The 15,200-nt window shown below is 59.8% G+C and carries 13 protein-coding genes; 12 read left to right on the top strand and 1 reads right to left on the bottom strand.

Annotated elements, in window-relative coordinates; all coding sequences use genetic code 11:
- Nucleotides 1–27 precede the first annotated feature (27 nt).
- The 3 genes from hemB to HQL56_04315 all read left to right on the top strand — a co-directional run bounded on the left by hemB (nucleotide 28) and on the right by HQL56_04315 (nucleotide 2,447).
- Nucleotides 28–1,014, top strand: a complete 987-nt coding sequence (gene hemB / locus HQL56_04325; GenBank protein MBF0308738.1) for a porphobilinogen synthase — start codon at nucleotides 28–30, stop codon at nucleotides 1,012–1,014.
- A 5-nt stretch (nucleotides 1,015–1,019) separates the two neighbouring features.
- Nucleotides 1,020–2,066: a tRNA (5-methylaminomethyl-2-thiouridylate)-methyltransferase gene (locus HQL56_04320; GenBank protein ID MBF0308737.1), complete on the top strand. Its 1,047-nt coding sequence runs from the start codon at nucleotides 1,020–1,022 to the stop codon at nucleotides 2,064–2,066.
- A gap of 147 nt (nucleotides 2,067–2,213) precedes the next feature.
- A complete protein-coding gene (locus HQL56_04315; protein MBF0308736.1) occupies nucleotides 2,214–2,447 on the top strand; it encodes a sulfurtransferase TusA family protein in 234 nt (77 codons plus the stop codon).
- Here the strand turns inward: HQL56_04315 and HQL56_04310 are convergent.
- Complete coding sequence (locus HQL56_04310; protein ID MBF0308735.1) at nucleotides 2,437–3,642, bottom strand: RtcB family protein; 1,206 nt, start codon at nucleotides 3,640–3,642, stop codon at nucleotides 2,437–2,439. The genes HQL56_04315 and HQL56_04310 overlap by 11 nt on opposite strands.
- Before the next feature lie 105 nt (nucleotides 3,643–3,747).
- Between HQL56_04310 and HQL56_04305 the strand changes: the two genes are divergently transcribed.
- The 9 genes from HQL56_04305 to HQL56_04265 form a co-directional block, all read left to right on the top strand.
- Nucleotides 3,748–4,791 (top strand): NAD(P)-dependent glycerol-3-phosphate dehydrogenase, encoded by a 1,044-nt coding sequence (locus tag HQL56_04305; protein MBF0308734.1) that lies wholly within the window; start codon nucleotides 3,748–3,750, stop codon nucleotides 4,789–4,791.
- 1 nt (nucleotide 4,792) lies between these two features.
- Nucleotides 4,793–6,415, top strand: coding sequence for a hypothetical protein (locus HQL56_04300; protein MBF0308733.1), 1,623 nt, complete (start codon nucleotides 4,793–4,795; stop codon nucleotides 6,413–6,415).
- 37 nt (nucleotides 6,416–6,452) lie between these two features.
- The gene (locus tag HQL56_04295) at nucleotides 6,453–8,201 is read left to right on the top strand and encodes a hypothetical protein (protein MBF0308732.1); all 1,749 of its coding nucleotides are present in this window, start codon (nucleotides 6,453–6,455) and stop codon (nucleotides 8,199–8,201) included.
- A gap of 132 nt (nucleotides 8,202–8,333) precedes the next feature.
- A complete protein-coding gene (locus tag HQL56_04290; GenBank protein MBF0308731.1) occupies nucleotides 8,334–9,479 on the top strand; it encodes a glycosyltransferase family 2 protein in 1,146 nt (381 codons plus the stop codon).
- 253 nt (nucleotides 9,480–9,732) lie between these two features.
- Nucleotides 9,733–11,196 carry a radical SAM protein gene (locus HQL56_04285; protein MBF0308730.1) on the top strand — a complete coding sequence of 488 codons (1,464 nt, stop codon included), beginning with the start codon at nucleotides 9,733–9,735 and terminating at the stop codon, nucleotides 11,194–11,196.
- A gap of 136 nt (nucleotides 11,197–11,332) precedes the next feature.
- Nucleotides 11,333–12,397, top strand: a complete 1,065-nt coding sequence (locus tag HQL56_04280; protein MBF0308729.1) for a glycosyltransferase — start codon at nucleotides 11,333–11,335, stop codon at nucleotides 12,395–12,397.
- Between the two features lie 32 nt (nucleotides 12,398–12,429).
- Entirely contained in the window at nucleotides 12,430–13,815 is a 1,386-nt protein-coding gene (locus tag HQL56_04275; GenBank protein MBF0308728.1) for a flippase, read from the top strand.
- Nucleotides 13,812–14,957, top strand: coding sequence for a glycosyltransferase (locus HQL56_04270; protein MBF0308727.1), 1,146 nt, complete (start codon nucleotides 13,812–13,814; stop codon nucleotides 14,955–14,957). Before HQL56_04275 ends, HQL56_04270 begins: the two co-directional genes overlap by 4 nt.
- 30 nt (nucleotides 14,958–14,987) lie before the next feature.
- Nucleotides 14,988–15,200 (top strand): hypothetical protein (locus HQL56_04265; GenBank protein ID MBF0308726.1); only part of this gene is annotated, 213 nt, incomplete at its 3' end.

Raw genomic sequence — 15,200 nt, 5'->3', positions numbered from 1 at the left:
CTCGACGTTACAACCGGTGGGTTCGTCATGATCGATTTCTCCATGCCGCGTCGTCCCCGTCGTCTGCGCCGCAGCGGCGCCATTCGGGAGATGGTTCGCGAAAATCAGCTCCGCGCGGAAAACCTGATGCTGCCCCTGTTCATCGTTCCGGGCAGCAAGATACGTCGGGAGGTCTCCTCCATGCCCGGCGTCCATCAGCTCTCCATCGACCAGGCCGTCGAGGAGGCCGCCGAACTCCTGGAACTGGGGGTGCGCTCGGTCATTCTCTTCGGGATACCCGAAAGCAAGGATGCCGAGGGTAGCGACGCCTTTTCGGACGAGGGCATCATTCAGCGCGCCCTGCGGGCCTTTCGTCGCGAGCTGCCCGAACTCTATCTGGTGGCCGACGCCTGTTTCTGCGAATACACCGATCACGGCCATTGTGGCGTGCTGCATCAGGGCGAGGTGGACAACGACGCCACTCTGGCCAATCTGGCCCGGTCGGCGCTCTCCTACGCCGAAGCGGGGGTCGACATGGTGGCTCCCTCGGGCATGATGGACGGCATGGTGCAGGCCATTCGCAGCGGTCTGGACCGGGCGGGGCACTCCCAGGTGGCCATTCTCTCCTATGCCGCCAAATACGCTTCGGCCTATTACGGCCCCTTCCGGGACGCGGCGGAGAGTACTCCCCGTTTCGGAGATCGCCGAGCTTATCAGATGGATCCCGCCAATCGCCGGGAGGCGTTGCGGGAGGTGGCGCTGGATATCGAACAGGGCGCCGATCTGGTGATGGTCAAGCCGGGACTGCCCTATCTGGATATCGTTCGGGATGTTCGGGAACGCTTCGACTGCCCGGTGGCGGTTTACAACGTCTCCGGCGAATACGCCATGGTCAAGGCGGCGGCGGCCAACGGTTGGATCGACGAAAAACGGGTGGTTCTGGAAACCCTGACCTCTTTCCGCCGGGCGGGAGCCGATCTCATCCTCACCTATCATGCCCGTGACGCCGCCCGCTGGCTGAAACAACAGGATTGATTCCCATGTCTTCCGAACCCATTCGAGCCCTGGGACTGCTTTCCGGGGGACTCGACAGCATTCTGGCCTCGCGGCTGCTTCTGGAGCAGGGTCTTCAGGTGGAGGGGGTCAACTTTTCTACCGGATTCTGCATTCAGGCCCACACGGGCAGCCTGCGCAATCCGGAGGAGGGGGTGGCTCCGCCGCGCAACGACGCTTTGCACGCGGCGCGACTTCTGGGCATTCGCCTGCATCTGGTGGATATCGCCGAAGACTATGTGCGCATTGTCACCAACCCGCGCCACGGCTACGGCAAGAATCTCAATCCCTGTCTCGACTGCAAGATCTTCATGGTTCAAAAGGCCTGGGAGATGGCGCGGGAGATGGGTTTTCACTTCATCTTCACCGGAGAGGTGGTGGGCCAGCGTCCCATGAGTCAGCGCCGGGCCAATCTGCCTTTCATCCAGAAGCATTCCGGGGCGGGGGAGTGGTTGTTGCGACCACTGTGCGCCAAGCGGCTGTTGCCCACGGAACCGGAGTTGCGCGGCTGGGTGGATCGGGAACGGCTGGGGGCGTTGCACGGGCGCGGACGCTACGGCCAGTTCGAGATGGCGCGTCGTTTCGGCATCACCGATTTTCCGGCTCCGGCGGGCGGATGCTGTTTCCTGACCGACCCGGTCTATTCCCGCCGTCTGGGTGATCTGTGGCAGGGGCGTGGCGTCAGGGACTACTCCATGGAGGATATTTTGATTTTGAAAGCGGGGCGTCATTTGCGACCGGCCCCTCATTTCAAGGTCATCGTGGGGCGGGACGAGACGGAGAACGCTTTTCTGGAGGGTTTCCGCAACGGGCGATTCGCCCTGAACGCCACCGAGTTTCCGGGTCCGCTGGCGCTGGTGGAGGGTCAGCCCACGGAGGCGGATCTGGAGTTGGCCTGCCGTCTCACCGCCCGTTTCGGCAAGGGGAAGAACGAGGCTCGGGTCACTGTGGCCATACGGGGGAAAGAGGGGGAAACGGAGCGGAGCGTCACCCCGCTGCTTCCCGAGGAGATCCCGGAGGCGTGGTATATCTGAGCCTTTCAATATTTTATCTTTTAAAGTATCAAAAAAGAAAATGTTTTGACTTTTTTATTATAATTTTTATATAAACTTTTTTATAGTCAAGGGATAGAACATTTTCTTTTTTTGATACTTTAAAAACAAAATATTAAAAGTCAAAAGATGGATACCTTCGTCGATGCCCGCCGTCTGCTCTGCCCCTTGCCACTCATCCGGGCGGAAGCCGCCATGAAACCCCTGCCCCCAGGGGCCATCCTGGTCATCCAGGCCACGGACCGCGGCCTGCACCAGGACCTGCCCGCCTGGTGCGCCATGCACGGCCATACCCTCCTGGAAATCCGCAACGAAGGCCGGGAAATCCTGGCCAGAGTGCGAAAAGGCCCCCCTACCCCTTGACGCACACCACCTGCTTGAGGGTGTGAACCACCTCCACCAGATCATCCTGGTTGGCCATCACCTGATCGATATCCTTGTAAGCCCCCGGAATCTCATCCAGCACCCGGCGATCCTTGCGACACTCCACCCCCGCCGTCTGCCGCTCCAGATCCTCCGGGGTGAAACGGCGCGTGGCATCGCTCCGGCTCATGCGCCGTCCCGCGCCGTGAGAGCAGGAACAGAACGACTCGGTATTGCCCAAGCCCCGCACCACGAAAGAACGCGCCCCCATGGAGCCGGGAATCAGACCCAACTCTCCCACCCCCGCCCGAATGGCCCCCTTGCGGGTGATCCACACCGAACGGTCGAAATGAACCTCCCGGGCCAGATAGTTGTGGTGACAGTCGATACCCTCCCCCGCCGGGCGAATCTCCCGGCCCAGCGCCGCCGACACCGCATCCAGCACCCGCTCCAGCATGAAGCGACGATTGGCCTTGGCGAAACCCTGAGCCCAGTTCACCGCCGCCACATAGTCGGCGAAGGTCTCGCTGCCTTCCGTCAGCCAGGCCAGATCCCGATCCGGCAAACGGGCCAGATCCCGAGCCATGCCCCGTCGGGCCTGTTCGATGAAGTAGGTGCCGATGCGATTCCCGATGCCCCGTGAACCGGAGTGAAGCATGATCCACAGACGTTCAGCCTCGTCGTGGCAGATTTCGATGAAGTGGTTTCCGGTACCCAGGGTGCCCAGGTGGTTGAGGGTGTTGGTCTGGCGACCCAACAAGCCGGGATGGCGCGTCACCACCTCCGGAAGAGCCCTCTGCAAACCGTGATCCCGCCACCAGTTCGCCATGGCCGGCGGAGGCTCGCCCCAGGCACCGCGATCGTTGCGACCGCCGTTGTCGGTACGCCCGTGGGGAACCGCTTCCTCGATGCGTAAACGAATATCCCGCGCCGTATCCCCGAGTTGCGCCGTGGTCAAATCGAGGGGCAGCGCCGTCATGCCGCAGCCGATATCGACTCCCACCGCCGCCGGAACCACCGCGCCTTTGGTGGGAATCACCGCCCCCACCACCGCGCCGATGCCCACATGCACATCCGGCATCACCGCCACATGGTGAAACAGAAACGGCAGTGCGGCCACGTTGGCCAACTGCTTCCGGGCACCCTCCTCGATATCGTGGGTATAGATCTTCACCGGAACCCGGCCCTGACCCATCACCTCTTTGACCGGCATGGTCGTTCTCCTCGTCAAGGTTGGATCTTGCCAAGACATCGGGTTATCATGTCGTTTTGAACTGAAAAAATAAATGGAAACGTGCCGATGAGCCGCCCCGTTGCCTCCTTCGTCAGCCCACCGTTGCCCACCGCCGTCATCGGCGCCGGCTCCTGGGGCACCGCCCTGGCCTTCGTCCTGGCCCGCAAGCTGCCCGCCGTCACCCTCTGGTGCCGTGAAGAGGAGGTGGCCGCCGGCATCCGCAACAATCACCGCAATCCCCTCTTCGTTTCGGAGTTCCTTCTGCCCGAAAACCTGCACGCCACTACCGATCTGGCGGAGGTGGTAAAGAACCACGCTCTGCTGGTCCTGGTCACCCCCACACCCTTTTTGCGCCCCACCCTGCGCCGCATCAAACCGCACCTGCACGCCGAGTCCTGCTTCGTGGCCGCCAGCAAGGGCATCGAAACCGGCAGCGGGGCCCTGGTGCCGCAAATCTTCGCGGAAGAGCTGGGTTCCGCTTGGGAGGAACGGCTCTGTTTTCTCTCCGGCCCCTCCTTCGCCCGGGAGACCCTGGCCGAACAGCCCACCGCCGTGGCCATCGCCAGCCGCTCCCTGGCCTTCGCCCAACAGATTCAGGAGCTGTTTCGCCTGCCCTGGTTCCGCACCTATCGCACCAGCGACGTGGTGGGGGTGGAATTGGGCGGCGCGGTCAAAAACGTCATCGCCCTGGCCGCCGGCATCGCCGACGGACTGGAATGCGGACAAAATGCCCGGGCCGCCCTGATCACCCGAGGCCTGGCCGAAACCATGCGCCTGGGCATGCGCCTGGGAGGCCGACCCGAAACCTTCGCCGGTCTCTCCGGACTGGGAGACCTGGTCCTCACCGCCACCTCCACCCTCTCCCGCAACCATCAGGTCGGCTTGCGCCTCGGTCAGGGGCAGTCCCTCCAAGAGATCATGGCCGGTACCCGGGAGGTCGCCGAAGGCGTGCCCACCTGCCAAAGCCTCAACCAACTGGCGGAAGAGCTGGGCGTCGAGATGCCCATCACCCGGGCCGTCTACCACATTCTGTTCGAAAACCGCTCGCCCCGCTCGGTACTGGAGGAGCTCCTGGGACGCACCCCGGGGACCGAGTTCGAGGAGTCCTGAGATGAACCTGATCTACCGCCTCCTCACCCTGCTGGTTCTGGTCGCCGGTATCGCCCTCTTCTGGCGGGTCGACCACCTCTCCACCCAGGATGGCCCGGTTCATCTCTACATGGCCACCCTCGACCGGGATATCGACAGCCCCGATTTCGACAAGGCCCGCTACTACCTGCAACGGGAAAACAAACCCACCCCCAATCAGCTCACCCACTTCATCCTGAAAAACCTCCTGCGCTTCCTCTCCATGGATCAGGCCGAAAAGATCCTGGTCAGCGGCATGGTCCTCCTGCTGCTCACCGGCACGGCCTTCGCCCTGGCCCCCCTTGGCGGCAATCCCCTGCTCTTCGTCAGCCTTGCCGTGCCCCTGGCCCACTCCTATACCCTGCATCTGGGGCTTTACAATTACTATTTTTCATTGGGCCTCTTTCTCTTCGGCGCCGGGTTGTGGATCCGCTGGGCCATGGAGCGTCACATAAAATGGCTGCTGCGCTTCTGCCTGCTCTTCGCCTTCTCCATCCTGACGCATCCCTTCGCCACCGGTAGCCTGGCCCTCTTTGCCGGGGTGGCAACCTTGTCCGGCGTGTTGCGTCCGGCAGGTGACGGGGAAGAAGCCATCTCCCTGAGAGAACTGGCCCTGTTCGCCCTGTTCCTCGTTCCCGGCGCCATGCTCATGTTGGCCTTCGTCCTCTCCGACACCGGTATTCGTGCGCCCCATACCGTCTATCAGTGGCACATCCCCTGGATCGAGCGGCTGCACCAGTTCTTCACCCTCGGCTTCAACCAGACCTATACCGCGGAAAACATGTTGATCAGCGCCGTCAATCTGGCGGCCCTCCTGGCGCTGATCATCGTGGCCCTGGTGGGATTGCGACGTCACGGTCCGGTTCACACCCTGGTTTCCCGATCCCTGCTCGCCGCCTTTCTGGCCTTTCTGCTGCTCTATTTCATGGCGCCTTTTCGCTTCAAGGACGATATCTTCATCACCGACCGCCTGTTGCCTTTCGTCTATCTCAGCCTGCTGCTGTGGCTGGGCAGCCTGCCCCTGAACCGCTTCGCCAATCTGGCCCTGACGCTGTTGTCCCTCGGCGCGGCGCTGGTCACCCTGAACATGCGGGACGGGGAGTACCGGAACTTCGACCGGGTGATCGCCCACTACCTGCAGCCTTTCGAACATATGGAACCCAATCATACGGTGCTGGCGCTGAACATCAGCCTGGCCGAATCGGCCCAAAAGGTGGAAACCGTCGGGCGTCCCTGGCATCCCTCCTCCTTTTTTCCAACGCCCGTGCAACATCAATCCGCCCGTGGGGCAGCCACCCGCAAGTTGATCGACCTCTCCACCTTCCAGTTGGGCACCAATCTCTTCTGGATCGCCTATCGGGACGCCGTCAATCCCTATCGGAGTTTCTCCAAGATTGAGTTCTACCTCACCCAAAGCGAACTGAACGATTTTCGCAATAGGGGGGGCGAAGTCGATTACCTTCTGATTTGGGGCAGTACGGAGTCGATGCTGGTCAACTTCGCCCAGGGAGAAGCTCTCCTGACTCTGCTGGGCAAAGACTACGACCTGATCAAGGCCTACGACGACGAGTACCCCATGCGGCTCTACCGACGCCGCAAGGCCTGACGCGCCGGCAACCCCGATTCCCCTGCGGAGAACCCCCATGTCGCAAGAGATCCCCTCCCCACCCTCCTCAAACGGGCGTCGACCGCTTCTGCTGCAACTGCTTTTGCCAGGACTGATCCTGGCGCAAGCGGCCATCGTCATGGCCCTCTCCATCCAATACGATTCCATTTACAATCTGGATATTTTCTATCATCAGTTCATTCGACACGAACTTCCCGGCGGCTTTCTGGCCGCGCTGCTGCTGCTGATCGGCATCTTTTTCGGACACCGGCTGGCCCCGAACCGGGTGGATCACTTGCTGCGCTTTCTGGGCAGCCACCCCGCCGTGGCTCCGATCACCCTGGTTTCGCTGTGTCTGGGCAGCTATTTCGTCTATCACAACCATCCCCTGGCCATGGACGAGATCGTGCCCCTGTTCCAGGCCAAAATTTTCGCCGAAGGTCGCCTGACGGGGCTCTTCCCCCCTGAAATGGTCGACTGGCTGGTGATCAAGGGTTTCAACAACTATTTTCTGAAGGCCTCGCCGATCACCGGGGAGGTGGTCTCCATCTACTGGCCGGGCCTGGCGCTGCTGCTCACTCCGTTCGTCAAGCTCGGCCTGCCCTGGCTGCTGAATCCCCTGCTCGGCACGGGCACCCTGCTGCTGATCCGTCATCTGGCCAACAAGCTCATTCCGCATCCGGCAGCCGCCGGTTGGGCGGTCCTCTTCACCCTGGCCTCTCCGGTCTTCGGGGTCTACGCCATCTCTTACTACTCCATGGCGGCCCACCTTTTCCTCAACCTGCTGTACATGGCCCTGCTGCTGCAGGGAACGCGGAAACACGCCTTTCTGGCGGGCCTCGCCGGCTCTTTGGCCCTGGTGCTGCACCAACCCGTGCCGCACCTGCTCTTCTGCCTGCCCTGGATCGTCTGGCTGGCGTGGCGGCGGGAACGATGGGCTCTGCTCCTCGCCCTGATCGGAGGCTATCTGCCGTTGTCCCTGGTGGTCGGCTACGGCTGGTACTGGCTGCGGGGAACCATTCCCATGCCCCCTCCGCCCGGTCCTCTCCGGCTGCCTTCCACAACGGAGGAACTCTCTCTCGCCGACCTCCTGATCCGTCAGCCGCTGGCGATTGTGGCCCACACCTTCAGCCTGCCGAACGCCATATCGCTGCGTTTTCGTTTCATGGAGCTGCTGAAACTGTTCACCTGGGCCCTTCCGGGACTGCCGATTCTGGCGCTCCTGGCCATCCGCTTCATTCCCAAAGGTTCCCCCCTGCGGCTGTTGACAGCCTCCGCCCTGGTGACCTTCGCCCTGTTCTTTTTCATTCCCTTCAGCCAGGGACATGGTTGGGGAAACCGTTATTTCCACTCCGTCTGGGCCATTCTGCCCCTGCTGGGGGCTTTGTTTCTGGTGGAAGCCGAAAAACGCAACCCCCTTTGGAAACCGTGCCTGGCTCTGCTCGGCCTGCTGAGCCTGCTGCTGGGCAACGGGCTGCGCGCTTACGAGGTGGATCAGTTCCTCAGCGAACACCTGGCCCAGAGACCGCCGGTGCTGTCACGCGATGGCGAACGGCAGATCACCTTTCTGGGCCTGCAAGGCGGTTATTACATGCAGGACCTGCTGATCAACGATCCGTTCCTGCGCGACCCGGTCATCTACCTGCCCAACCGGGGCGCCACCGCCAACCAGGCCTTGCTGGCCCGTCAGTTCCCCAATATGGTCTTCGCCGGACGATACGGCCTCAGCACGGTCTATCTGGACCGCAACGCCGCCCTGTTCCGGGAAACGTCCGCCAAACCATGAGCCGGACTCCCGGAAACAGCCGGCGGGAAACGTGAATACGCTTTCGTCAAGGCGCGGCAACGGCTATCATGGGAGGATATTTTCAGGATTCGTCCAATCGGACCCATTGAATACACCTAGGGGGAATCGGCTTTGAATTCCGCTGTCGAAGTTTCCGCCATCCTGCCCTGCTTGAACGAAGAGAGGACCTTGCCCCTCTGCATCGAGAAAATCTGGCGCTCCTTTCGGGAGCTGGGCATTGCCGGGGAGATCGTGGTGGGCGACAACGGCTCCACCGACCGCTCCGTGGAAATCGCCGAAAGCATGGGCGCCCGGGTCGTACATCAACCGGTTCCAGGCTACGGGGCCGCCCTGCAAGCCGCCATCGGCGGGGCCAAAGGCCGTTTCATCATTATGGCCGATGCCGACGACTCCTATGACTGGAGCAACCTGAAGCCTTTCATCGACAAGTGGCGCGAGGGTTGCGAATTTGTCATGGGCAACCGCTTCAAGGGCACCATCCACCCCAACGCCATGCCCTTTCTGCACAAATACGTGGGCAACCCGGTTCTTTCCCGCATTTCGGCCCTTTTTTACAACATTCCCGTCTACGATTTTCACTGTGGCATGCGCGGTTTCACCCGCGAGGCCATCGATCGCATGAAACCCACCACCGAGGGAATGGAATTCGCCACGGAGATGGTCATTCGCGCGGCCCGGGAAAAGGTGCGCATGGGAGAAGTGCCCATCGACCTCTTTCCGGACAAGCGTAACCGCAAACCGCATCTGCGCACCTTTCGGGATGGCTGGCGTCATTTGAGCTTCATCATGACCTACGCTCCCAATTATCTCTACCTGGTGCCGGGATTTTTTCTCTTCCTTTGTGGTCTTATATTCCAGGCGCTGCTGATCGAGGGCCCGAGCCACCTCTTCGGGATGTTCATGGGGCCCCATTTTCTGGCCATGGGTCTGCTCTTCACCCTGGCGGGGTTCAATATTCTCAATCTCGGGTTGATCGCCAAAGCGGTGCTGGTCAGTCAGTCTCCCCATCTGGAAGACCGGCTCATCTCCTGGCTGCGCACTCATTTTTCGGTTGATCGGGGCTTGTTGCTGGGGCTGGTCATGATGCTCACCGGTTTTGGCATCGACCTGAACCTGCTGGTTCGCTGGCTGGAGGTGGATGCACCCATGGGTGATTCGGTGCATCTCTCCTTTGTGGCGACGGGCCTGGTGGTATTGGGACTGAACGTGTTGTTCGGATCCTTTCTGCTGGGCATGGTCATCAAGAAACGCCGGTAATCAAAACAACGGATTCTTTTCAATCTGTTATCTTTTTAGTATCAAAAAAAGGAAATGTTCTGTCCTTTGACTTTTTAATTATAAACCAGAGGATGGACTATTTTTCGAAGAACTGATTGCAAAACGACGAAGCAATCATATGGAACGATCTAAGTGAAGAATAAACAACACGTCAAAAGATAGAACATTTTCTTTTTTTGATACTTAAAAGATAATACATTAAAAGGCCTGGCACGCATTGGCGAAGGATTCGATGGACACAAACAAAGTTTTGGTAATCAACGAGCCGTTCGTGGAGAATTTCAACCGCGCTCAACGCTGGGCCGCCCGCACCCGTGGCCGGGTGCTGCGCGCTCCCGACTGGTTGGCCTACACCACCGCCATTCTCGAAAAAGCCGGGGTGGATGTCGAATTGTACGACTTTCCGGCCAAATTCTGGGGCAAGGAGAAGCTGCGCGAACTCGTCCGCCAGAAACAACCCCGCGTCGTGGTTCTCGACACCACCACCCCCTCGATCTATTCCGACATCGACTGCGCCAGAATCGTCAAGGAGGAGAGCCCCCGCGCCACGGTACTCTTCGTGGGCCCCCACGGCTCCAGTCGTCCCGAGGAGACGCTGCGCAACGCCGCCGGCGCAGTGGATGCCATTGCCGTCGGAGAGTACGAATACACCGTGCGGGATTATGTGGCCCATGAACTGGACGGCGAAAATCGCGATCTGTCGACCATTCCGGGACTGGCCTATCTGGATGGAGAAGGCCTCTTCCAGCGCAACGCACCCCGCCCCATCATCGAAAATCTGGACGAGTTGCCTTTCCCGGCCTGGAACCACCTCGATCTGAACGACTACTTCGACGGCGGCAAACTCCACCCCTATGTGACCGTCATCGGGGGGCGGGGATGTCCTTATACCTGCAAGTTCTGCCTCTGGCCCCAGGTCATGCACGGCCACAAATATCGCTTCCGCTCCCCGGAAAGCATCGTGGCCGAGATGGAATGGGTGCTGAAAAACTGGCCGGAGGTCAAAAACGGGGAGTTCTTCTTCGAAGACGACACCTTCACGGTGAACCGGCAACGAGCCCACAAGCTGTGTGATCTGATCATCGCCCGCAAACTGAACTGCACCTTTTCGGTCAACTCCCGCGCCGACGTCACCGACGCGGCGCTGTTGCGCCACATGCGGGAGGCGGGTTGCCGCCTGGTGCTGGTCGGTTTCGAGTCGGGCTCCCAGGTCATGCTCGACAGCATGAACAAACAGATCGCCGTACCCAAAATGGAACAGTTCATCCGCATCGCCAAAGAGGTTGGCCTGCAGGTCCATGGCTGTTTCGTGCTCGGCATGCCGGGCGAAACCGAAGCCACCATGCAGGAGACCATCGACTTCGCCCTGCGCAATCCTCTGGATACGGTCCAGTTCAGCAGCGCCGTGCCTTATCCGGGAACGGAATATTTCGACATCCTGGAGAAAAACAACCTGCTGCGCGCCAAACGGTGGGACCAGTGGCTGCAGGAGGACGGCGAACAATCAGCGGTGGTGGAATACCCCGGACTGTCCAAAAGCAAGGTCGAGGAGTATGTCGACAAGGGGCTGAAACAATTCTATTTCCGCCCCTCCTACATGTGGCGCTTCCTGATGGCCACGCGCTCCAAAACAGACCTCTACCGCAAGCTGCGGGGTTTTCGCAATTTCGTCCATTATCTGGTCACCAAAAAGTGATGGTAACCGTTCAGAACCCCGCACCGGGCATCATGACCGTATCAACGGCAAAAGGGAAAGTCCCAGGGCGCTGCCCTGGACCCGTCGGGGGGGATAATCCCTTCCGAACCCCCGTCTTCCTGAACCGATGCGCAAGATGAGCTTCCCCCTCGCCACCCCTCCACCGATGGTTTCGGTCATCGTCTGTGTCTACAATGATGCCGACCGTATCGCCCCCTGCATCCAGTCCCTGCTGGACCAGGATTATCCCCCGGAATCCCTGGAAGTCGTGGTAGTGGATGACGGCTCCACGGATCAAACGGCGGCAGTCGTGCGACAATTTCCGGCGGTTCGTCTGTGTCAACAGGAGAATCGCGGACCCTCCACGGCTCGCAACCTCGGCATCCTTCAGGCCCGAGGGGAGATCTGCGCCTTTACCGATTCCGATTGCGAGGCCGACCCCGGCTGGGTCCGCTCCCTGGTGCAACACCATATGGCCAAGGCCGGGGAACGATTCGGCGGCGTCGGCGGCAGTCAATTCGGCCATCCCGGGGATCCGCCCTTCGCCCGCAAGGTGGACCGCTATCTCCGTGCCGTGGGCCTGGTGGGAGACTATGTCAAACCCCATGCCGCAGCCTGCCCGGTGTTGCACAATGCCTCCTGCAACGCCTCCTATCCCCGCCGCCTGTTGCTGGAGGTGGGAGGATTCCGACCAGGGCTCTTTCCGGGAGAGGATGTGGAACTCGACAAGCGACTGGAAAATCTGGGCTACCGCCTCTGGTTCGAACCGCAGGCCAGGGTGTTTCACCACCGGGTGAATACCCCCGCCCGCTGGATCAACATGTTGCGCAGCTACGGACGCTCCCAGGCGGAAGTGGTGCGCCTTCATGGCTTCTTCCGGCTGATCCACTTTGTGCCGCCAGTTGGCGTTCTATCGTTATTTATGGTACTGGGCGTTTCCTGGCAATACCATCTCTGGATCCATGCGGCCCTCCTGGCTCTGGCCGGAACGGGCCTGGTCATCGGCTGGCTGAAGCATCGTTCCGGCCTGGGCCTGCTGGATACCACGGTCTTCTTTTCGACCACGCTCCGGTATTATTTTCCCCCGTTCTTCAAGGCCCTGTTGGGTATTTCCTCCTCTCCGATCCGGTTTGATCAACCGCGTCTGCAACCGTTGATCGATCCGCCTGGTCGGAACGAACCACCCTCCGGAACCATTTGACCTTCCCGACAACCCTTTCAGAGACGGCTACCATGGACGAGGAACCGCTCACCCGAAGGATCGACTCTTCCGGCATGGTCTGGTCCTGGGCGGCGGAAGCCTTGCGTATTTTGGTGAATATCGTCGTGGGTATGCTTCTGGTGCGCTATCTCTCCCCCACGGACTACGGTATCTATAACTACTCCTTGAGCCTCGTGCTGCTCTTTCTACAATTTTCCGTCCTCGGCATGGGAATGCCCCTGTGTCGCCGTGCGGTATTTTCTCCGGCCAACATTCTGCTGGGGACGGGATTTGTCTTGCAGGGGGTGGCAGCCCTCTTTTCCGAAGCCGTTTTGTGTCTGTTTGTTTTCCTGTTTATTGAGGACGACACCCTCCGGATCATCATTTTGATCATGTCGCTCAGTATTCTGACCACGCCATTTTTGTTGATCGGGGACTATTTCACCGCCATCAATAAAATGAAGTACAATGCCTTTGCCAAGCATGCCTCAACCGGCGCGACCAACGCCGCCAAGCTGCTGTTGATCCTTCTGGGGGCCCCGCTGGCGGCCTTCTCGGGAGTCCTGGTCATCGACCTGGGGGTCTGGGCGACCGGATTGGTGATCGCCTATCGCCGCTACGGCTCCGCCGGTTCAGCCTGGCAGTTCAACGGAAATACGGCCCGCGACCTGCTGCGGGAATCCTGGCCCCTGTGGCTCTCCTCCTTTTTTTTCGTCCTCAGTTCCCGCCTGGATCAGATTCTCATCCGTCACTTCCTCGATGACCGGGCCGTGGGCCTCTATTCGGCAGCCATCATGGTTTCCGAAGCCTGGTATTTCCTGCCCGCCATCCTGGCAACGGCTTTTCTGGCCAAATTGAGCGAAATGGAGAGCAAACAGCCTGCGGCCTTTGCGAGCCACCTTCAGGAGCTTTACGTGGCCTTGGCCCTGACCGGCATCACCATCGCCCTGCCAACCTCCCTGCTCGCTCCCACCGTCATTCCACTGCTCTTTGGCCCCGACTACGCCTCTTCTGCAGTGGTATTGTCCATCCACATCTGGGCCGGACTCTTTTATGCCGTCGGACAAGCCACCTATCTCTGGACCATTACCAAACAAAAGCAGAACTATTATCTGATATTTGTCCTGTTGAGAGCCGTAACCAGCCTCGCCTTGAACATGGTTCTGATCCCCCGCCACGGTTTGCAGGGGGCCGCATTCGCCACCCTGATCGCCCAGGCCATGGGTACCTTTCTCTTTCCCCTGTTCTTTCCGTCAACACGGCCGCTGGTGGCCATGAGCCTGCGGGCCTTCAATCCGTTGCATCATGTTCGGCTCTTGCGCCAGGTGATTCTTCTGACCTACAGTCACCTGCGTGCGACATCCCCGACAGCGCCACAAGGTGGTGTGGATAATAATCCTTCCGGAAAGCACCGATGACCCAGACTTCCACGGACAACGCCCTCGATGACGCCTCTCACGAACCCTCCGACGAGTCTCCCATCCTGGTCATCCACGATATCTTCGACTTCAAGGGAGGCGGAGAACGCACGGCCCTCACCCTGGCTTACGGACTGGAAACCGATCTGTTCAGCGGAACCTTGAACCGGAACAGCTTCGACATATCCCTTCCGGGAGGCTGCTCCTTCCGCACCCTGGATTGCCGCTTGCCCACATCCTTGTTCAAAACACTCATGCTCATTCTGTATTTTCGCTACAGAACCCGTTTCATCAATACATATCAGAGAATTATCTTCAGCGGCTGGGTTTGTCTCTTCGCCATCCACAATCACCGCAACGGGCCGAATATTTGGTACTGTTATACCCCGCCACGCGATTTTTACGATCAATATCAACAAACCTACCGGAATGCTTCCTGGGGGAAAAGAATCCTCATGCACCTGGTCCTTCCCGGATTGCGCAAGCGTTTCGAGCAGGCGGTGAAACAGGTCGATTTGATCATCGCCATTTCCGAAACCATCCAAGACAGGGTGAAACACTCTTTCGAAAAACCCTCGGTGGTGGTTTATCCACCTTGCGATGTCGATCTTTTCCACTGGATCGAGCAGGAAGAGTTCTATCTCTCCACGGCCCGGCTGGTTCCGTTGAAGCGGGTTGATCGCATTGTGCAGGCCTTTCTGGGCATGCCGCACAAACGACTGGTCGTGGTCTCGACCGGATCGGAATGGGACAGCCTGAAGCAACGGGCAGCCGGTGCGGCAAATATCCAGTTTACCGGCTCCGTATCCGACGAGACCCTGCGTGATCTGATGGGAAAATGCCTCGCTTCCATCTATATTCCGCAGAATGAGGACTTCGGCATCTCCCCGGTCGAATCCATGGCCGCCGGAAAACCCGTCATCGGCGTTGCCGAGGGAGGCTTGCGGGAAACCGTGTTGGATGGGGAAACCGGAATCTTGTTGCCACCCGACCCCTCTGCCGAGGCGATCAGGGAAGCTGTCATCCGCATGACTCCCGAAACAGCCCTCTCCATGCGCGAAGCCTGTGAAAAACGGGCCAAACGCTTTTCGCGGGAGCGTTTTATTACGGAAATGAAAGCCATTGTTGACAAATATCGTTAGCCGGACACCAATTCGTCAATCGGATATCGTGTGAACCAATCCCCCTCTTCCCCATCGGCAGCAAGCCACCGCATCCTGATCGTCGATTTCAACGCCATCGGCGATCTGGTTGCGGCCACGCCGGCCTTCGGACTGGCGCGCAAGCTCTTTCCCGACTCCGAAATCACCCTGCTGACCACCACCTCGTCAGCCCCCATCGTGGCCCACAATCCCGACCTCGACCTTCTGTTGACCGTGCCCCCA

The organism is Magnetococcales bacterium (genome assembly GCA_015231925.1).
Lineage (GTDB): Bacteria > Pseudomonadota > Magnetococcia > Magnetococcales > JADGAQ01 > JADGAQ01.
The sequence above is the reverse complement of the archived record's forward strand: the minus strand, read 5'-3'. Positions and strand labels throughout refer to the sequence as shown.

Coding starts and splice junctions, on each gene's coding strand:
- hemB (MBF0308738.1), top strand. CDS start 28: ATGATCGATTTCTCCATGCCGCGTCGTCCCCGTCGTCTGCGCCGCAGC.
- HQL56_04320 (MBF0308737.1), top strand. CDS start 1,020: ATGTCTTCCGAACCCATTCGAGCCCTGGGACTGCTTTCCGGGGGACTC.
- HQL56_04315 (MBF0308736.1), top strand. CDS start 2,214: ATGGATACCTTCGTCGATGCCCGCCGTCTGCTCTGCCCCTTGCCACTC.
- HQL56_04310 (MBF0308735.1), bottom strand. CDS start 3,642: ATGGGTCAGGGCCGGGTTCCGGTGAAGATCTATACCCACGATATCGAG.
- HQL56_04305 (MBF0308734.1), top strand. CDS start 3,748: ATGAGCCGCCCCGTTGCCTCCTTCGTCAGCCCACCGTTGCCCACCGCC.
- HQL56_04300 (MBF0308733.1), top strand. CDS start 4,793: ATGAACCTGATCTACCGCCTCCTCACCCTGCTGGTTCTGGTCGCCGGT.
- HQL56_04295 (MBF0308732.1), top strand. CDS start 6,453: ATGTCGCAAGAGATCCCCTCCCCACCCTCCTCAAACGGGCGTCGACCG.
- HQL56_04285 (MBF0308730.1), top strand. CDS start 9,733: ATGGACACAAACAAAGTTTTGGTAATCAACGAGCCGTTCGTGGAGAAT.
- HQL56_04280 (MBF0308729.1), top strand. CDS start 11,333: ATGAGCTTCCCCCTCGCCACCCCTCCACCGATGGTTTCGGTCATCGTC.
- HQL56_04275 (MBF0308728.1), top strand. CDS start 12,430: ATGGACGAGGAACCGCTCACCCGAAGGATCGACTCTTCCGGCATGGTC.
- HQL56_04270 (MBF0308727.1), top strand. CDS start 13,812: ATGACCCAGACTTCCACGGACAACGCCCTCGATGACGCCTCTCACGAA.